Consider the following 19,696-nt stretch of genomic DNA (forward strand, 5'->3'; position numbering starts at 1 on the left):
CAATGCAGGCGTCGTGCCAATGCAGTCATTTCGCGGCTCACCGGCTTTTGATGCGTGAAAGTGTCGGGGTCGCGCGAACGCTTTCGGCATTGAAAGCTAGAAACCACCAACACACGCTGCTTTAAGGAAATATCGGGAAAACCCCGAAAAAATTCCCGCCTGCACTCTCAAGGAACCTGCCCTCAAAGCCGTAAACGTGCCTGAAACCCGCGCAAAACCCTCATGCCGAATGGCGCGATAAGATACGGCTGCATGTCAGGCCAAACGTTAGCGCGCTCAGCCCAGCAGCCCTTGAAACCGGAGAACAAGGCGTGTCCAATCGCCAATCGCTCACCTTCAGGATGACGAGTTTCATCATCATCGTCTGCCTGTTGTTGATCGGAACGGATGTATGGCGCAGCGTCACCGCGCGCCGCGTGCAACTCGACGAGATGACCTCGGCGACGTCGAACCTCGCGCGCGCCATGGCGCAGCACGCGAACGACACCATCAAGGAAGCCGATACCACGCTGATCGGCATGGTCGATCGTATCGAACAGGATGGCATCACAGCTGAATCGCTCGAACGCATGCACCGCTCGCTCGTGGCGCGCGTCGGGCAATTGCCGCAACTGAACGGCCTGTTCATCTACGACAAGAACGGCGCGTGGATCGTGAATTCGCAGGCGAAGCTCGACCGCAGCCTCAACAACGCCGACCGCGAATATTTCATTTATCACCGCGAACATGCGGACCGTGGGCCGCATATCGGTTCGCCCGTACGCAGCCGTTCGACCGGCAAGTGGATCGTGCCGGTGTCGCGCCGCATCGATGCAGCCGACGGCAGTTTCGCGGGCGTGGCGCTCGCGACCATCGACGTGTCCTTCTTTTCGCGCTTTTACGACAGCCTCGATCTCGGTCAGGGCGGCGCGGCGGCGCTCATCAACGATAGCGGCACGATGATCGTGCGCCGTCCTTTCGAGGATCGCTTCGTCGGCAAGAGCGTCATCGATACGGCGCTGTTCCGCACGCATCTCGAACATGCGGGCGCAGGTACGTTCATGACGCAATCCGCGCAGGATGGCGTCACGCGTCTGAACAGTTATCGTCAGGTCGAAAACTATCCGCTGTTCGTCGTCGCGGCACTCTCGCGCGATGAGATTCTCTGGCCGTGGTGGCGCGATACGTTATGGCATGCGGCGGTCACGGGCCTGCTCGCGCTCGTGATCGGCTGGTTCGGCGCGACCCTCGTTCGTCAGATGACCTCGCGCAGCAAGGTCGAACAAGCGCTCACGCGTAGCCTCGTCACCACGCGCACAGTGCTGGATACGGCGATCAATCCGATCATCACTGTCGATGAGCGCGGCGCTATCCGCTCGTTCAATACGGCGGGCGAGAAGGTCTTCGGTTATGCGGCGGGCGAAGTCATCGGACAAAACATTCGGATACTCGTGCCGCCCGCGCATCTCGATGCTTATAACGAGTACATCCTGGCCTTCAAGAGCGGCGAAGACACGCCGAACGCCGAGTGTGAATTATCAGGCATCCGAAAGGATGGCACGTCGTTCCCCGCGCATGTATCGACCGGTGCGATGCGTGTGAACGGCCAGTTGCATTTCGTGTCCGTCATCACGGATATCTCGCGCCAGAAGCGAGAACGCGTTGAACTCGCGGATGCGCGCGATCAATTGTTGCTGGCCGCCGATATCGCCGAGATAGGCGTGTGGTCGTGGGATATCGCATCGGGCAAGCTGCACTGGAACACGCGCATGTTCGAGATCTATCAGTACCCGCCCGCGCTACAAAACAACGGGCTGGATATCGAACACTGGTGGCGGCGCATTCATCACGAAGATCGCGAACATCTGCAAACGAAGCTGCAAGCCGTGCTCGAAGGCACGAGCCAGGATTTGCCGTCGTTCCGCATCGTATGGCCCGATGGCACCGTGCGTCGCATTCAGACCGGCGCGCGCACGCAGCGCGATGCCAACGGCGCAACCGTCAGCATGACGGGCGTGAATTACGACATCACGGATCAGTACGAGCTTGAATCTGCGTTGCGCGATGCCAAGGAACAGGCCGACGCCGCGAGCGCCGCGAAGTCTTCGTTCCTTGCGAACATGAGCCATGAAATCCGCACGCCGATGAACGCGGTGCTCGGCATGCTGCATCTCGTGCAATTGACGAGCCTCAACCGCCGTCAGCAAGACTATGTGAGCAAGGCCGAAACCGCCGCGAAGTCGCTGCTCAATCTGCTCAACGACATTCTCGATTATTCGAAGATCGAAGCGGGCAAACTGCAACTCGACAGTCATCCGTTCGAGCCTGAAAAACTCATGGAAGAACTGGGCGTGGTGCTGTCCGGCAATCAAGGTACGAAGGATGTCGAAGTATTGTTCGACCTCGATCCCGCTTTGCCTACCGTGCTTGTCGGCGATGGTTTCCGTCTTCAGCAAGTGCTCATCAATCTCGCGGGCAACGCGCTCAAGTTCACGTCGGCGGGACAGGTCGTGGTGAGCGTTCATCTGCTCGACCGGCAGCCGGACGATACGGTGCGCGTGCGTGTGGCGGTGAGCGATAGCGGCATCGGCATCAGCGCGGCACAGCTTGAACGCATCTTCGAAGGTTTCACGCAGGCGGAAGCCTCCACCACGCGACGCTTTGGCGGTTCGGGCCTCGGGCTCGTGATCTGCCGACGGCTCGTCGCGATGATGGGCGGTCAGCTTCAGGTCGAAAGCCGCCTGAACGAAGGGAGCCGCTTCTGGTTCGACATCGCGCTCGGCGCGAAGGAAGGCGCGGACATTCCGCTCGATACGAGCGATATTCTCGATCGTCCCGCGCGCATTCTAATTGCAGACGACAACATCATGGCGGGCGAGATTCTGTCGCGCACGGTACGTTCGCTCGGCTGGCAAGCGGATATCGTCACATGCGGGATCGATGCGGTCGAGCGCATCGGCGATGCCGCGCGCGGCGGCATGCCCTACGACATCGCCCTGCTCGACTGGCGCATGCCCGACCTCGACGGTTTGAACGCCGCGAAGCTCATCAATACGATGCGCGCCAATGCCGAGCCGCCGCTCGTATTGCTCGTCACCGCATTCGGGCGTGAAGTATTGCAGGAGACGCAGGATCGAGGTGCCGCACCGTTTGCAGGATTCCTGACTAAACCTGTCACGCCCAAACAATTGAGCGCAGCGGTACGCGCCGCGATGGCTCGACGCGCCAATGCCGGCGACGAAGACTACATCGACGCACCGCCACCGCGCGCAATCAAGGCGCGCCGCCTTGCCGGGCTTCAATTGCTCGTGGTCGAAGACAACGCGCTCAACCGCCAGGTCGCGGAAGGCGTGTTGCGCGCGGAAGGCGCGAACGTCACGCTCGCGCAAAGCGGGCGCGAGGGCATCGAAGCGGTTCTAATGGGCGACACACAGTTCCATGCGGTCTTGATGGACGTGCAGATGCCCGACCTCGACGGCCTCGAAGCCACGCGCTTCATTCGTGCCGATGGCCGCTTCGACGCATTGCCGATCATCGCGATGACGGCGAACGCCTCGAACGCCGACCGCGATGCCTGCCTCGATGCGGGCATGAACGATCACGTGGGCAAGCCGATCGACGTCGAACGTCTGGTGGCCGTGCTGTGCGAGCACGTCGGCCTCGATACGTTGAACACCGAAGCCGAACATCACGCGATGCCGGGCCGCGACGACGACACCATCACCGAAACCTACGATTCGATCGTCACGCGCTTCGGCGGCAACGTGGCGCTGATCCGCGACACGCTCGATGGCTTCGGTGCGCAAACCGAGAAGCAACTCGCGCGGCTCGTGGCGAAACTCGCCACGCGCGATGCAACGGGTGCGGCATCGATCCTGCATGGCATCAAGGGCAGCGCGAGCACGATCGGCGCGGTGGCCTTGGGCAAGCTCGCAGGCAAGCTGGAACGCGATCTGCTCGATCACGGCGATGCCGCGCCCACCCTCGCCTGCGCCGATGAAAACGTGCCGCGCATGCAGCAGTTGTTGAGCGCGAGCGTGGAGCGGCTGTCGAACGCGTTCGCGCACACGCGTACCGCCGCGCAAGCGCCTTCCGCCACGCAAGAACCCATTCCCGAGGACGACTGGCGCGATCGCCTCAATGCCATCCTGTCGCTGCTCGATTCGTCGAATCTTCAGGCCATCGCGTTGTCAGAGAGTTTGTCGCCGCATGCGCCGGACATGCATCGCGCGGATTTCGAACGGTTGCTGGCCCGCGTGCGCGCGCTCGATTTCGCGCGGGCATCGAAGATCGCGCGTGACATGCTGGAGCACGCATGAACATGGAAGCGCTCCTGCAGAGCTGGCTGCTGCACGCGAACCGACGGCCCAAGCTGTTGATCGCCGACGATCAACCGGTGAACATTCGTGTGCTCTACGAACTGTTCCGCCACGACTGCGACGTGTTCATGGCAACGAGCGGCGCGCAAGCCGTTCAGGTGGCGCAAGCCGAGTTACCCGATCTCATTTTGCTCGATGTAGTGATGGACGATCTCGACGGCCACGACGTATGCCGTCTGCTCAAGTCCGACCCGCTCACGAGCGATGTTCCGGTGATCTTCATCACGTCGCAGGATCTGGAGGATGACGAAGTAAAGGCATTCGAACTCGGCGCGGTGGATTTTCTGAGCAAACCGATTAATCCGGTCGTGACACGCGCGCGTGTGCGCACGCATCTGACGCTCAAGCTGCAAGGCGATCTGTTGCGCGCGAATGCGTTGCTCGATGGCCTCACGGGCGTGGCGAACCGCCGCAAGTTCGACGAGGACCTCGACGCCGACTGGCGGCAATGCGCGCGAGAAGGCGCACCGCTCGCCCTGCTGATGGTGGATGTCGATTACTTCAAGCGCTATAACGATCAATACGGACATCAGGCGGGCGATGCCTGTCTCAGGGCTATCGCGAAGGCATTGGGCCAATCGCAGCGACGCCCCTATGACAAGGTCGCGCGCTATGGCGGCGAGGAATTCGCCTGCCTCCTGCCCAAGACGGATTTAGCGGGCGCAGAGACGATTGCGCAGCGCATGATCGACGAAGTGCGGGCGCTTGCCATCGAGCATTTGCCCTCGGGCGTGGCCCCGTTCGTGACGATTTCGGTAGGCGTGGCCGCGTTGCGGGCGTCGAACGAAGCGGTGTCGCCCGCAACGCTCGTCAAGGCTGCGGACGATGCGTTGTACGAAGCGAAGCGGGCCGGACGGGCGCGCCTCGTTTGCGCGCCCGGCGATTGAGTTGTTGCTTTAGCGTTGCGTGCCCGGGAAAGGATGCACGCTGGCCCGGTTCGAAGGATCGAGCAGGCCGCGTATTTCCTCTTCGGCCGCGTGCGCCGCAGCCAGCGCCGCGAGCACGCGCGCTTGCAGCACTGCAGGCCTTGCCGGTTTGACGATGACGTCTGCCGCGCCTGCATCGAGCGTGCGCCGTTCGGTTTCGACATCGGATGCGCTGGTCAGCACGATGACGGGCACGTGCGGATGCGCTTCGCGAAGAAGCCGCAAGGTATCCGCATGCGTGGCATCGGCTTCGAGCACGATCGCGCCCGGCGGCTGACGGTCGGCGGCGCGCAACGCGCTCTCGCCATCGGACACGACTTCGAGCTTGCCGATGGATTCGAGCGCGTCATGATGCGTGTCGGCGGTTTCGGCGGACACGATGGCCAGCATGCGCGTGCTGGCGCGATACGGCGGCACGGTGTCGCCGCCTTCCGCGCGCAGACCGGCGGCGGTTTCCATCACGCGCCGGCGCGGTCGAAGCCTCGCACGCACGCGCGCCTGCAAACGTTGCGCAACGAGCGGCTTGATGACGTAGTCGGACGCGCCCATGCGAAAGGCGTCCACTTCGAGCGCGGGGGCGTCGTGACTCGTCACGAAGATGATCGGCACGCGCGCGAGCCGGGCGTCCTGCTTGAGAATTTCGCAGACATCGAAGCCGGTCATGTTGGGCAGATTGGCATCGAGCAGGATAAGGTCCGGCGTGGCGGCGCGCGCCAGAGAAAGCGCGGCTTCGCCGGTGGTCGCGAAACGCTGATCGGGGAATTCGGCGAGCATCTCGCCGACGATGCGAATCATCGACGGGTCATCGTCCACGAGCAAAAGGCGTGGCTGATAGGTCGTGAGAGAAAGCTCCGGTGTATTCATGGCTTGACGTGTTATGCGTGTAATCGAAAAGCTGCCGGCCGTGAGGTGCATGAAAGCGCGCGCACACTCACTCAATTATCTGACATTTCATACGCGATCAAACAGGAAGTCACTCATGCCGAAACAGTTTCTCATATGGCAAGACAAATAAGTAAAAGATTCCACGGGTCGAATACGTCTTCGACCTTTAGTGCAAGCCCCGCGAAAGTCATGTCTGAAGGCCTTTGCGGCAAAGCGCACGGACGTATCGAAAAATATGCTGAATGGAATTCAATCGATTTGGCCAGACCAATGCAAACAATCAAAATGCGCCAATCGTTTGCGGGGCATTCTAGCTACGCCGAATAAAGCGCATACTTGCTTCATATCTAAAAAAGTCAGGAAAAATCATGCACGGGGAAGCCAGAACGCTTTATTTCGTGGGGCGGGCGATCGCGGAGGAGGTCTCCGAACGCTTGCATGCGCGCGGTTGGACCATCGAGACCGTCGATCCGGCCAAGCCGCCTAAAAATAGCCGAAGCGGCAAGCGCGCCGCAGCCGGCATCGTCGATCTGACGAGCCGCGGCTTTGCCAAAGACACGGGCGTTCTGACCGAATTACTGGCGACCTTTCAAATTGGCTGGGTGGCGACGGTCGACGCCGATCATGTCGACAACCCCGAGATTTGCCGGCTCATTCGCGACTTCTGTTTCGACTTCGTGACCTTGCCTTCCGGTGCGGACCGTATCGTGGATGCAGTCGGTCACGCGTATGGCATGGTCGCGCTGCACGACGCGACGAGCAGCAACGCGAAGGACGATTGCAAGGAAGGCGCGATGGTCGGCTCCTGCGACGCGATGCTGGCGCTGTACCGCTCCATTCGCAAGGTCGCGATGACCGATGCGCCGGTGTTCATTTCCGGCGAATCGGGCACCGGCAAGGAATTGACGGCCGTCGCCATTCACGAACGTTCGGTGCGCCGCGATCAGCCTTTCGTCGCGATCAATTGCGGGGCCATTCCGCCGCATCTTTTGCAATCCGAACTGTTCGGCTATGAGCGCGGTGCGTTCACGGGTGCGAATCAGCGGAAGATCGGCCGCGTCGAGGCAGCCGACGGCGGCACGCTGTTTCTCGATGAAATCGGCGATTTGCCGCTCGAAAGCCAGGCCAGCCTGTTGCGCTTCTTGCAGGAGCGCAAGATCGAACGTCTGGGCGGACAAACGTCCACGGCGGTCGATGTGCGCATCATCTCGGCGACGCACGTCGATATGCAGGCCGCGATGATAGAAGGACGCTTTCGCGCGGACTTGTATCACCGCCTGTGCGTGCTGCAAATCGACGAACCGCCCTTGCGCGTGCGTGGCAAGGATATCGAATTGCTTGCCAATCACATGCTGGATCGCTTTAGAAAGGATGCAAGCCGGCGTCTGCGGGGCTTTGGACCTTGCGCCATCGCGGCGTTGCATAACTATGGCTGGCCCGGCAATGTGCGTGAGTTGATCAATCGCGTGCGGCGGGCCATTGTCATGTCGGAGGGCCGGCAGATTCTCGCAAGCGATCTCGAACTCGGCGAATATGCCGAAGCCGCGCCCATGACGCTTGCGCAAGCGCGTGAGCAGGCGGAACGTCAGGCTATTGAAGTGGCCTTGTTGCGTCACCGTGGAAGGCTTGGCGAAGCCGCCGACGAATTGGGTATTTCACGCGTCACGCTGTATCGGATGCTGACGGCTTACGGTCTGCGCGGCAAGACGGAACGGCCACTGGAAGTATCAACCGGTTAAAACTCACTCGTTATTCAGTAAATAGCCACTGCCAACATTCGACACTCTAAAGCGGTTGGGAACTCGCGCATTCAGGTTTCACTCGAAAACGGTTCGCGCAATTCATGGCATGAAAGTGCCCTTAACCAAACCGCTTTGAGCGATGCATGTCGATAACCTTTCCTCGCTGGTCCGCCACTATGCGGGCTTTGCCATTCCCACCGTGCTGGCCGCGTGGGTGTACTGCCTGCACTCCGTCGTCAGCGGTATTTTCATCGGACGCTTTATCGGCGCCGATGCGCTCGCCGCGCTGAATCTGCTCGTTCCGCTGCTTTATCTGCCTTATGCATTCAGTGTGATGATCGGCGTCGGCGGCGCGACGCTCGTCTCGCGTCTGCTCGGCGAACAACGCGCGCACGATGCCGCCGCCGCCTTCACCCAGGCGCTATGGCTGCTCTTTGCATGCGGTGCGTTCTTCACCCTGGCGATTTTCCTGGGCGGTAATACCTTCGTTTTCCTGACGGGTGCGCAAGGCAATGTCGCGTTGCTGGCAAGCGAATTTCTTCATGCTTACGCACCCTTCGTGCTCTTTCCGACCGCTTGTTATGCGCTCGAACTATTTCTGCGCATAGAAGGCGCGGCGAAGTTCGGCCTCGCCTGCCTTGCTTTGGGCGGATTGCTCGATATCGCGCTGACCGCGTGGATGGTTGGTCATCTTCGTTGGGGCATGCAAGGCGCGGCGCTCGCCTCGGGTATCAGTCAGGCCGTTTCGTGCGTGCCCATGCTTATGTTTCATGTCATGAAGGCAAAGCAGGTTCGCCCTGTCCCGCGCGCTTTCGCGCTTGCCAATCATGCGTGGCGCATGGCCTATAACGGCGTGTCCGAGTTCTTAGGTGAGATCGCGCCGAGCGTCACCATCTTCGCGTTCAATCACGCGGTGCTGCACTGGATGGGCGAAACGGGGCTCGTCGCGTATGCGGTCGTCGAATACATGACGATGATCGCTTCCGTGACCATGATCGCGCTCGTGCAAAGCATGCAGCCTATCGTGAGCTTTCAGCGTGGCGCGGGTCAGATGCGCGCGGCATCGAGGGCATTTGTCATTGGCGCCGTGGTCACGTGCGGCTTCGCAATCGTGATGGCGTTGGCGCTCCTGAGCTTCGCGCCCGCGCTTGGCGCGCTGTTCGTGCCGGACAGTCCGGCAGCCCGACGCTTGTTGAGCGATGCCCTGCCCTGGTGTGCGCTCGCCATGCTGCCCGCTGCATGCAATCTGGTGATTAGCGGATACCTGACCGCCATCGAAGCGCCGCTCGCCTCGATGATCGTCGCGCTTCTGCGAAGCTGGCTATTGCTTCTCGCGCTGCTCTGGTTATTGTCGCAATGGTTCGGACCGCGCGGCTTATGGATGACAGTCGCCGTCACCGAAATAGCGACGCTGGCCGCGAGCCTCGTGCTTTACCGAATGCGAGGCAGACGGCCGGAGCCGCGTTCGGCTAAGGCCGCGTCCGTCTGAAAGCGCCGGTCCGACCATGCCGGCAAGCGTTTGGAAAAACGCGTGGCATGCCACTGAATCAATCGTTCGGCTGCACGCGACAACGCGTGAGAGCCTAAAACCTTAGACATTCTCAAAATGCGATTAAATTTTCTAAAGAGTTTTGTTTGAGAAAGCGCAGTATCCGGCTTGCCGTTGTCTTGGGCTGCTCTTGCTGCACCCAATGTCCCGCGCCTTCTATCAAGTGCGATGCACGGAATTGCGAGCACGCGAGCGTGCGCATGGCTTCGTAGTCGCCGGGGCGCTGGTAGATGCCCCAATCGCTTGCGCCCGCGATGAAGCATGCGGGAACGTCGATCGTGCAGTTCGACCAGAGCCGCAAGGCGGCAGCCTGTTGCGCGTCGGTGCCGCATCGATACCAATTCAATCCGCCCTGAAAACCGGTGCGTTCGAATTCACTTGCGTAGATTGAAATATCGTCATCGGTCAGCCACGTGCAGGCGGCCGCGCGCTCGGAATCGGGCATGGCTTCGGCCACGCTTTGCGGCATGGTGTGCCCCGCCTGCATGACGTAGTACGCCGGCAAGGTAGCGAGTTCCTGCGCCGATATTTCGTTGAGCGGCTGCGGCTGATTGCCGGACCAGTCCGCGCTCTTGATATGAAAATAAGCGCGCAAGAAGGCGGCAAGACCGGACGGTGCATGCAGCATGTCTACATTGGCCTGCGAGCCCGAGTAATACCATTGATAATGCTGCCGTGGCGGGTCGAGCAGGGCGAGTTCCGTCACCGCGCGCCGCATGACGACAGCGGGCGTGTCCGCCGCTTCGAAGGGCGCATGATCCGCCGCCACGCCGAAAGAAAACGATGGCGGCCCACCGAACGGCGCGCTCATCATCACGACGGAAGCGAATACATCCGGGCGAATCAGGCTGCACCATGCCGCCACGGGCGAACCGAAATCGTGACCGACGACCGCCGCCACGCGACGATAGCCCAGCGCGTTCAGCAAGCCCAGCACGTCACGCACGAGATTCGGAAAGGCAAAGGCATTCAGGTCCGCCTCGATCGATGAATCGCCGCCGGTCGTGCGTCCATAACCGCGCTGATCCGGCGCGATGACGTGATACCCGGCATCGGCAAGGGGCGGCATGATCTTGCGCCAACTGAACGCCAGTTCGGGGAAACCATGCAGCAGCACGATACAGGGCCGATCCGGCGTTTCGAAGCCCGCTTCGAGCACATGCATGTCGAGGCCGTTGCCGTTATCGACCATGCGCGAACGGATGCCTTCGGGCAAAGGCAAATCCTTTAGCTGTTCATTCATGCGATGCTCCTCTTTTATTTATTCATTCATTTTGTCACGTAGCCGCGCCCGACGCGCGAACGCGACACGCTTTAACATAGCGGGCATCCATCGAACTCACTCAAGGGGAGCACGTCATGACCACTTCCACGTCCCGCCGCCGCGCGGCTTTTCGCGAACGCGTGGCCGCCCGCCACGGCTTGCTCATGCCGGGCGCGTTCAATGCCATGAGCGCGCGCGTCGCGGCCGATCTGGGCTTCGAGGCGCTTTATATCACCGGCGCGGGTCTGACGAACATGTCGCTCGGATTGCCGGACCTCGGCTTTATCGGTCTGGATGAAATCGCCGCGCATACTTCACGTATCCGCGATGCGGTCGAATTGCCGCTTGTCGTCGATGCGGATACCGGCTTCGGCAATGCACTCAATGTGCGCCATACGGTGCGCACGCTCGAGCGCGCGGGCGCCGATGCGATTCAACTCGAAGATCAGGTGATGCCTAAAAAATGCGGCCATTTCGCGGGAAAGGCTGTCATATCGACGAATGAGATGGTCGGCAAGATTCGCGCGGCGGTGGATGCGCGCGAGGACCCGAATTTTCAGATCATCGCGCGCACGGATGCCTGTGCTGTCGAAGGTTTCGATGCGGCGATCGAACGTGCCCGTGCGTTCGTCGAAGCGGGCGCGGACATTCTGTTCGTGGAAGCGGTGGAAACGCCGGAGCAGATTGAATCGTTGCCCAAGTTGCTCGATGCGCCGCAGCTTATCAATATCGTCATCGGTGGAAAGACGCCGGTGACGGACCAGAATGAATTGGCGCGGCTGGGCTTTGGTCTCGTGCTTTATGCCAATGCCGCATTGCAGGGCGCGGTACGTGGCATGCAGACCGCGTTGTCGTCGCTGAAGGCGCAAGGCAGGCTGGATGAAGATCCGGCGGTCGTGGTTCCGTTTTCGGAGCGTCAAAGGCTGGTGAATAAACCTTTTTATGATGAGTTGGATCGGAAGTATGCGGCGGATTGAGTGATCGATCTGGCGCGCGTATGTCCCGGGCTTTAGCAAAATTCTTGGCTATACTGCCCGTTCGACAATCACTGGAGATAAACGAAATGGCAAAAGGATATTGGGTCAGTGCATACCGTAAGATCAACAATCCGGACCAAGTCGCCGCGTATTCGAAGCTGGCGGTCGTCGCCATTCAGGAAGGCGGCGGACGGGCACTGGCGCGCGGCGTCGCTGCGATGACGCAAGGCGACGGCGTGAAAGAGCGCACCGTGCTCGTCGAATTCGATTCGCTCGATGCCGCTATTGCTGCGTTCAACAGCGCGAAGTATAAGGAAGCGCTGGACGTGCTTGGTGACGCGTGTGAGCGCGATTTTCGTATCGTCGAAGGAAGCGAATGAGGAAAGGATGGCGGTATCGCGCCGCCATTCTTACTTGAGTGTGGACCGTAGCACTTGGTTTGAGAGTGTTTGTTTTTACTGTCGTTTTTGTTGTTCTTGCGTAAAAAGGGCTGCTGCTGATTGTGTTGTTTATTCAGTAGCCGCCTCCCCGGCGGGGGGGTAACTTTCTTTGCTGCTGCAAAGAAAGTCACCAAAGAAAGCAGCTTTTACCCCGTGCCCGCTGGCTGGAAAGTGTGGCCTGAATTAACAATACAGTGGCCGCTTTAGGATGTCCCACGTTTCGTTAAGCGTATGGGCAACCTCGCGATTACGCGTTCGAATCCTTTGGACTTAGTGGACCGCATTCATGCTTTCGGCCATGCGCTGCGCGCGCCGAGAACGTAAGAACGGAATCCCGCAGCGTATTAGCGCCCAGCCACATCATACCTTGCCGTTATGTTGTCATTCGGCCCTACCTTGGTGAGTACTTCTGGGCGAAGCGTACATACCAACGCAAGTCACCTTTAATCGGACCACTAACCAAGGTAGGACCGAATAGCAATCTTGCGGGGAAGTGTGAGGTGGCTGGGCGCTTATAGGCTGCGGGGTTCCGTTCTTACTTTCTCGGCGCGCGAAGCGCATGGCCGAAAGAATGAATGCGGACCACTAAGACTTGAGTAATCGAGCGCGCAATTGCGAGGTTGCCTAACAGCCCGTTGAAATATCCCTGAATGAACGCGCGCTCGTTTATCCGCAAGAGCTAGCACGATGCAGTGTTTCAAATGAATTGACGCCAACTTTTCTTTGATTCATCTGCTGCCAATGCCGCTTTGCTTCTCGCTTACGTTTTCAAGCTGCCCGAGCAGCAAGCGTTCGCATGCGGGTCAAGTTGTACGCCACCTGAGTCAGCAGAAAAAGTTGGTCGACTCGCTTCAGACCTCGATACATCGCCTGCCGAATCCGCCCGACGGTCTTGCCCCATCCGAACACCTGCTCGATGCATTTGCGTTTGCACTGACTCATTGCATAGCCGGGCCATCGCGTGGTTCGAGCGTCGATCGCGGAACCGCCCGCGCGTGCATCGTTTTGCGCCACGTGCGGTGTCACGTTGTTCGCGCGACACGTCGCCACGAAGCCAGCCGTATCGTAGTTCTTGTCGGCACCGACCGTTATGGTCGTACCGGCAAATTGCGCAGCATCGGCAAGCATCTGCGCGGCTGCGTCGCGTTCGGCCGTGCCGTTGGCCTGCGTGACCTGAGCGTTGACCACGAGACCATGCCGGTTATCGGTCAGCACGTGACCCATGTAGCAAAGCACCGCGCCCGTGCCACGACTCTTGCGGAACAGTCGTGCCTGATTGTCCGTGCTGGATTCGTGTGTGTCGTTGCTGCGTTTCTCGCCGCGCCAGTTCTCCTGCGGGCCGCCTCCGCCCTCAGGCGGCGAATCGTCATCCGGTTTCGTCTTGGGCACGAAACTCTTGTGCCCCGCCCACGCCTGAATGAGCGTGCCGTCGACGCTGAAGTGCTCGCCCGACAGGTGACCTCGCACGCGCGCCGTCTCGACAGTCTCGTTGAACAGGCTGACCATGACATCGTGGACCATCAGCCGGTCGCGGTTCTTGCTGAAGGTGGAGTGGTCCCAGACCGTATCGTCCATCGCCAGTCCGACGAACCATCGAAACAGCATGTTGTAAGAGATTTGCTCCATCAGCATGCGTTCGCTGCGAATCGAATACAGCACCTGCAACAACAGCGCGCGTATCAGTTTCTCCGGCGCGATGCTCGGGCGACCGCCCTTGGCCTCGCTCTCGTACATGCGCGAAAACACCGCGTCCATGCGCGTGAGCGCCTCGTTCAGCCACAAGCGAATGGGTCGCAGCGGATGATTGGCCGGAACGAAATCGTCCAGTCTGGACATCGTAAACATCGATTCGGTATAGCCGTCGGGGCCGCGCATCGCTTTGGTCTCTGTGTCGTTCGATTCTTTAGATCAACGTTTCTGCCTTGCGTATGGATGACTCGGGAGGAGGGTATTTCAACAGGCTGCTAAGCGACTCGTTATGCGTGGAAAGTCCTATTGCGGCCACAGCATCCATTAATCCAGACCAACCCTTTCCAGCCAGCGTGCATGGGGTAAAAAGCTGCTTTCTTTGGTGACTTTCTTTGCAGCAGCAAAGAAAGTTACCCCCCCGCCGGGGAGGCGGCTACTGCATAACAAACACAAACAACAGCAGCCCCTTGCACGACATAAAGCCCCCCCAACGCTACCCGATACACCGAACTCAAGCCCCCACAGCATCCGCCAGTCGATCGATGCCTTCAACAATCACATCCCAATCACTTTCGGCTTTCAGATTGCTTGTTTGATTCGGCCCATGCTCATGTGGTCTCAGAATAAACGCTGTCTTGAACCCACATTCCCGCGCTGCCTTGAGATCATCGTTATGCGCGGCGACCATGCAAATCTCCTGCGGTTCCAGCATCAACGTTTCAGCCGTGCGCGTATAGGCTTGCGGATTCGGCTTGTAAGTATGCGCGATCTCCGCGCCTAGAATGGCGTCCCAAGGCAGGCCCGCACGCTTGGCCATATCCACCATGAGACGAATATTGCCGTTGGAAAGCGGCGCGATCATGTAACGCGCTTTCAGACGCGTCAATCCCGGCACAGAGTCCGGCCAAGGATCGAGCCGATGCCACGCCAGATTGAGTTCATCGAGCACGGCAGCAGGCACCGACTCAACATCGATGCCAAACTCCGGCAACACCGCTTCCAGATTCTCGCGATGCAACACGTCGAGGCGAACGAAAGGCCGCTCGCCGGTGCGGACCGGTTGCATGGATGGGCCATAGCGGCTTCGCCACGCATCGGCAAATGCATCCGGCTGAGCACCAGGCTCGCCATAGCGTTGCAGGAACGGCGCGGCCTCGCGTGCCACGCCGCCGCGCCAATCCACCACGGTGCCGAATGTATCGAAGACGAAAGCCTTTACGTGAGGCAAGATCAATTCACTACTCCCATGCAGTCAGTATTCATTGTCCCGGCGCATAGAGATCGAGTAGCCGCAGCGTGACGCCGTTGGTCCATCCGAAGCCATCCTGCAGCGGATATTCCCCGCCTCCACCACCACCCGTGCCCGAGCCTTCCACGACGTATTTTTCCACGAGTTTCTGTTGCGTGTCATAGACGTGGTTCACGTCCGCGAGAAAGCGCGTGCCGATCTGCTGTGCAAGATCGCCGCGTCCATAACGCCTGAGGCTTTGCACCGCGATCCAATGCAAAGGTGCCCAGCCATTCGGTGCATCCCATTGCTGTGTGGTGTTGAATGTGGTGGTGACCAGACCGCCCGGCTTGAGCAAAATGTTTTGTACGGTATTTGCTGTGCGTTCTGCACGATCCGGCCACGCAGCGCCCGCGAACAACGGATAAAGCATGGCCGCCGATGGATTGTTGCGCGGCTGTTTGAGCTGCCAGTCATAGTCGCCGTAATAGCCATTCGCGTTCCAAAGATACCGGTTGATGCCAATCGCCCTTTTTGCGGCCTTTTGAATATATTCGGCCACGCAGCCGAAATCGCGCGCCTCGCCGCACCCTATTGCAATGGTCGTTTCAAGGTGGAACATCAGGCTATTAAGATCGACGGGAATGATCGACGTCGTGCGAATGGATGTCAGCGTCATGTTGTCGCCGAACCAGCGCGAACTGAAATCCCAGCCGCTTTCGGCCGCCGCGCGAAGATCGCGATAGACTTCGTTAGCAGGACGATTGGGCACCATCGCGGCGGTCTGCACATCTTCCAGATACGACTCGTCGCGCGGCACGTCGCGCTCGTCCCAATAGCGATTGAGCACGGTGCGATCGGGCAGCATCACGACATTGCGCACGGCATCGCCCGGATTGAGATTGCGCGCGCCCGTCATCCAATACGCATGTTCGCGGCGCAGTTGCGGCAGATACTTTTGATAGACGCGTCCGCCCTCTTTCTGCGCGGCCAGTTCCACCATGTATGAAAAGAACGGCGGCTGCGAACGGCTCACGTAATACGTGCGGTTTCCGTTGGGAATATGGCCGATCGTATCGATGAGATAAGCGAAGTTGTCCAGCATGTCGTCCACGAGATCTTCGCGGCCGGCCTCCTGCAGGCCGAGCATCGTGAAATAGGTATCCCAGTAGTAGCCTTCGCGGAATCGCCCGCCCGGCACGACATAGGATTTGGGCAGCGGAATAAGCGAGCTATAGGGCGGCGCGCTGGTAGTCACGCGCGTGAGTTGCGGCCAGAGCCAGTCGATATGCTCACGCAAGGTCTGCCCCGAAGGCGGCGTGATGCCGCCATCCTGCGGCAGCGTGAAATATTGATTGACGAAGGCCGTCAGCGAGAAGCCCGGCGTCAGCTTTTGCTGGTCGTACAACGCGACGATCTGCGCGGGCGCCATCTTGGGCGTGGCATCCACGAAGGTCTTCTGATCCGGAAAAATCTGCGCGGTCTGCACCGCGACAAAGAGATCGCCATATAACACGCTGGGGGGTGCGGGAATGGGCGCGATCGGTTGCGTGTCGGCCTGCGCCAATCCCGCCGATGCGCCGAACAGGACCCATGCGCCAAGCCATCCGCGCAATGTTGTTCGATACCTCAGCGACGCTTGCCGCGCCGCGCGATGCCCTGACAGTTCGATCATGCTCACTCCTTCGAAGGGTGGTGAACCGGACTGGTCTCGCTCCGCCTAAGGTTTGTAATTTTGGGCTCGGCGAAGCATGGCACGACGAACGATCGATGGCAATTCGCGCTGCACCATTCGCGCGGTTCAATCAAGAAAAGCAGCGTTCGGCCGTAAACACAGTCTGCTGTACGAATTGCATGAAGCGCCCTTCCGGTCAATACCATGAGAAAGTCCAAAGCCCTTCAAGCCCCGAATGCCTCGCGCGCCACGCTCATGCCGGCGCGTCAGGCGGATGCGCAACTGGATCATCTGGAATACATGATCACTTCGTTCGCCAAGGCGAGCGAGCCCGCACCGCTCGGTTGCCTCGACCGCGCGTATTGGCGTCGCCGCCTGAGCGCACTGGTCGAAGAAAGCGATCTCGTGTCGGTGCAACGCGCGCGCGTCATCAAATTGCTGGATATGCTGGAGCAGCCCGGAAGCGAAACGGGACCTTCGCAAGCGGCAGCCTGAGCACCGCCGGGAAATGCATGTTGCATGCAAAATGCCAGATTGCATTTCGCATGCAAAAGTCAAAATGCAATCGACTGCGGTGCGAACCGCGCACGGTAAGCACCCTCACGTTTTGACCATCGCCGGGAAAAATGCTATTACGACGGGGCTTCGCGCCCGCCATGTTGTGCCGCGCCTGATCGAAAGCGCGGCACGGCAAGCGAGCGAAAGCTAACCGTAATGGCACCGGCACCCGGCCGCTGCGCTTCAGCAACAAGGTCAACGTGAATCCAACTACCACGCTCGCTTCCTGGTCTGCCCATGACACCCAGCTTCTGATCGCCTGCGGGATCGGCCTCGCGATCATCATCGTTTCCATCGGCGTGCTGAAGCTCGCGCCATTTCTCTCCATCCTCGTCGGCACGTTCGTCGCGGGCTTTGCCGCGCATCAGCCGCTCGAAGCCATCGCGCAGGCGTTCAGCAAAGGCGCGGGCGCGCTGCTCGGCGACGTCGGGATCATCATCGCGCTCGGGGCCATGCTCGGTGCACTGATGGCCGAATCCGGCGCGGCCGACCGGCTCGTCACCACGCTGCTCGATCATTCCACCCCCAAAACGCTGCCCTGGATGATGGCCGCCGTCGCGATCATCGTCGGGCTGCCGCTGTTCTTCGAAGTCGGCCTCGTGATGATGGTACCGATCATCTTCGTGATGGCGCGCCGCTCAAAGCAACCGATCCTGCGCATTGCCATTCCGGCGCTCGCGGGCATGACGACGCTGCACGCGCTGCTGCCGCCGCATCCGGGGCCGCTGATCGCGGTGAGCGCGCTGCACGCGGATCTGGGCCTCACGCTCGGGCTCGGTCTGATCGTCGCGCTGCCCGCCGTGGTGCTCGCGGGTCCGCTCTACGGCATGTTCATCAGCAAGCGGCTGCATGTCGAGGAACCCGAGGAAATGGGCAAGCTCTTCACCGAACATGCACAGGGCGCATCGCAGCCGGGCTTCGCCATCTCGCTCATCACCATCCTGCTGCCCGTGGCGATGATGCTCGGCCGCACCGTCGCCAAGCTCGCGCTCACGAAGGACACGCTGGCGTACGACGTGCTCGATTTCGTCGGCGAGCCGCTCGTGGCGCTGGCGCTGACCGTGCTGTTCGCCATCGTGATGCTCGGGTGGTCGCGCGGCATGGCGCGTGATCGCGTCGGCGGGATTTTGCGCAAGAGCCTGCCGCCGATCGCGGCGCTGCTGCTTACCATCGGCGCGGGCGGCGGGCTCAAGCAGATGTTGGTGAACGCGGGTATCAGCGCGACCATCGGCAAGATTGCGGTGGGCGCGCATTTGCCTTTGCTGCTGCTTGCTTGGCTGATTGCGGTGGCGCTGCGGCAGGCGACCGGTTCGGCGACAGTGGCGACGACGACGACTGCGGGCATCGTCGCTCCCGTGGTGACTGGGCTTTCACCGGTGCATACGTCGTTGATGGCGCTCGCCATCGGTGCGGGCTCGGTGTTCTTCTGCCACGTCAACGATGCGGGGTTTTGGATGGTGCGGGAATATTTTGGGTTGAAGCTCAAGCAGACGGTTGCGGTGTGGTCGGTGTTGCAGACGATCGTTTCTGTAGTGGGACTCGTGTTGACGCTTGCTTTGTGGAGCGTGCTCGCATGAGAGTAATGGCGGCGGTTTATGTGTCGTGCAAGGGCCTCTCTTGTTTGTATTGTTTATTCAGTAGCCGCCTCCCCGGCGGGGGGGTAACTTTCTTTGCTGCTGCAAAGAAAGTCACCAAAGAAAGCAGCTTTTTACCCCATGCACGATGGCTGGAGAGGGTTGGTCTGGATTAACGGATACAGTGGCCGCAATAGGGCTTGCCACGCATAACGAGTCGCTTAGGCAACCTCGCGATTGCGCGCTTGAGTAACCAACGTTTAGTGGATCGCGCTCATTCTTTCGGCCATGCGCTTCGCGCGCCGAGAGCTTTAGAACGGAATCCCGCAGCATATAAGCGCCCAGCCACCTCATGCTTCCCCGCAAGATTGCTATTCGGTCCTACCTTGGTGAGTGCTCCGACTAAAAGGTGACGCGCGTTGGTGTGCACGCTCTGCCCAGAAGCGCTTACCAAGGTAGGGCCCAATGGGAGAGGTGCGATGCGGTGTGAAGTGGCTGGGCGCTGATACGCTGCGGGATTCCGTTCTTACGTTCTCGGCGCGCGCAGCGCATGGCCGAAACAATGAACGCGGGCCACTAAGACCGAAGGATTCGAGCGCGAAATCGCGAGGTTGCCCACGCGCTAAAGCAACCGAGCAAAGTCCTATTGCGGCCACTGTATCGTTAATCCAGACCAACCCTCTCCAGCCATCGTGCATGGGGTAAAAAGCTGCTTTCTTTGGTGACTTTCTTTGCAGCAGCAAAGAAAGTTACCCCCCCGCCGGGGAGGCGGCTACTGAATAAACAACACAAACAACAGCAGCCCTTGCATGAAAGAAAAGAACAACAAAC

General features: G+C 60.0%; 13 protein-coding genes. 8 read left to right on the forward strand and 5 right to left on the reverse strand.

Features of this window, described 5'->3' with window-relative positions:
- Nucleotides 1-311: 311 nt before the first annotated feature.
- Together ACZCWR_RS30295 and ACZCWR_RS30300 are read left to right on the forward strand one after the other, a co-directional pair.
- The gene (locus ACZCWR_RS30295) at nt 312-4,298 is read left to right on the forward strand and encodes a response regulator (RefSeq protein WP_488876508.1); all 3,987 of its coding nucleotides are present in this window, start codon (nt 312-314) and stop codon (nt 4,296-4,298) included.
- Nucleotides 4,295-5,245 carry a diguanylate cyclase domain-containing protein gene (locus ACZCWR_RS30300; protein WP_488876509.1) on the forward strand — a complete coding sequence of 317 codons (951 nt, stop codon included), beginning with the start codon at nt 4,295-4,297 and terminating at the stop codon, nt 5,243-5,245. The genes ACZCWR_RS30295 and ACZCWR_RS30300 overlap by 4 nt, the downstream gene beginning before the upstream one ends.
- A 9-nt stretch (nt 5,246-5,254) precedes the next feature.
- Here ACZCWR_RS30300 and ACZCWR_RS30305 read toward each other — a convergent pair whose 3' ends face one another.
- Nucleotides 5,255-6,148, reverse strand: a complete 894-nt coding sequence (locus tag ACZCWR_RS30305) for a response regulator (RefSeq protein ID WP_487305356.1) — start codon at nt 6,146-6,148, stop codon at nt 5,255-5,257.
- 389 nt (nt 6,149-6,537) lie between these two features.
- On the opposite strand from ACZCWR_RS30305, the gene ACZCWR_RS30310 reads away from it, so the two are divergent.
- Complete coding sequence (locus ACZCWR_RS30310; protein ID WP_487305357.1) at nt 6,538-7,908, forward strand: sigma-54 dependent transcriptional regulator; 1,371 nt, start codon at nt 6,538-6,540, stop codon at nt 7,906-7,908.
- Nucleotides 7,909-8,050: 142 nt separating this feature from the next.
- On the forward strand, nt 8,051-9,400 hold the full coding sequence (locus ACZCWR_RS30315) for an MATE family efflux transporter (protein ID WP_487305358.1): 1,350 nt from the start codon (nt 8,051-8,053) through the stop codon (nt 9,398-9,400).
- Between the two features lie 112 nt (nt 9,401-9,512).
- Here ACZCWR_RS30315 and ACZCWR_RS30320 read toward each other — a convergent pair whose 3' ends face one another.
- Nucleotides 9,513-10,652 carry an alpha/beta hydrolase gene (locus ACZCWR_RS30320; protein ID WP_488876531.1) on the reverse strand — a complete coding sequence of 380 codons (1,140 nt, stop codon included), beginning with the start codon at nt 10,650-10,652 and terminating at the stop codon, nt 9,513-9,515.
- 167 nt (nt 10,653-10,819) lie between these two features.
- Here ACZCWR_RS30320 and ACZCWR_RS30325 point away from each other — a divergent pair, with 167 nt between their 5' ends.
- Both ACZCWR_RS30325 and ACZCWR_RS30330 read left to right on the forward strand, forming a co-directional pair.
- The gene (locus ACZCWR_RS30325) at nt 10,820-11,701 is read left to right on the forward strand and encodes an isocitrate lyase/PEP mutase family protein (RefSeq protein WP_487305360.1); all 882 of its coding nucleotides are present in this window, start codon (nt 10,820-10,822) and stop codon (nt 11,699-11,701) included.
- An 86-nt stretch (nt 11,702-11,787) separates the two neighbouring features.
- On the forward strand, nt 11,788-12,081 hold the full coding sequence (locus ACZCWR_RS30330; RefSeq protein WP_487305361.1) for a DUF1330 domain-containing protein: 294 nt from the start codon (nt 11,788-11,790) through the stop codon (nt 12,079-12,081).
- 828 nt (nt 12,082-12,909) lie between these two features.
- Here the strand turns inward: ACZCWR_RS30330 and ACZCWR_RS30335 are convergent.
- The 3 genes from ACZCWR_RS30335 to treA form a co-directional block, all read right to left on the reverse strand.
- Nucleotides 12,910-14,016, reverse strand: a complete 1,107-nt coding sequence (locus ACZCWR_RS30335) for an IS5 family transposase (protein ID WP_487305362.1) — start codon at nt 14,014-14,016, stop codon at nt 12,910-12,912.
- 325 nt (nt 14,017-14,341) lie between these two features.
- Nucleotides 14,342-15,064, reverse strand: coding sequence for a haloacid dehalogenase type II (locus ACZCWR_RS30340; protein WP_487305363.1), 723 nt, complete (start codon nt 15,062-15,064; stop codon nt 14,342-14,344).
- Between the two features lie 25 nt (nt 15,065-15,089).
- A complete protein-coding gene (gene treA / locus ACZCWR_RS30345) occupies nt 15,090-16,733 on the reverse strand; it encodes an alpha,alpha-trehalase TreA (RefSeq protein WP_487305364.1) in 1,644 nt (547 codons plus the stop codon).
- A 204-nt stretch (nt 16,734-16,937) separates the two neighbouring features.
- On the opposite strand from treA, the gene ACZCWR_RS30350 reads away from it, so the two are divergent.
- Together ACZCWR_RS30350 and ACZCWR_RS30355 are read left to right on the forward strand one after the other, a co-directional pair.
- Nucleotides 16,938-17,228: a hypothetical protein gene (locus ACZCWR_RS30350; RefSeq protein WP_487305365.1), complete on the forward strand. Its 291-nt coding sequence runs from the start codon at nt 16,938-16,940 to the stop codon at nt 17,226-17,228.
- A gap of 263 nt (nt 17,229-17,491) precedes the next feature.
- On the forward strand, nt 17,492-18,868 hold the full coding sequence (locus tag ACZCWR_RS30355) for a GntT/GntP/DsdX family permease (RefSeq protein ID WP_487305366.1): 1,377 nt from the start codon (nt 17,492-17,494) through the stop codon (nt 18,866-18,868).
- The last annotated feature ends 828 nt before the right edge of the window (nt 18,869-19,696 follow it).

Source organism: Caballeronia sp. A2-2, from assembly GCF_057612605.2.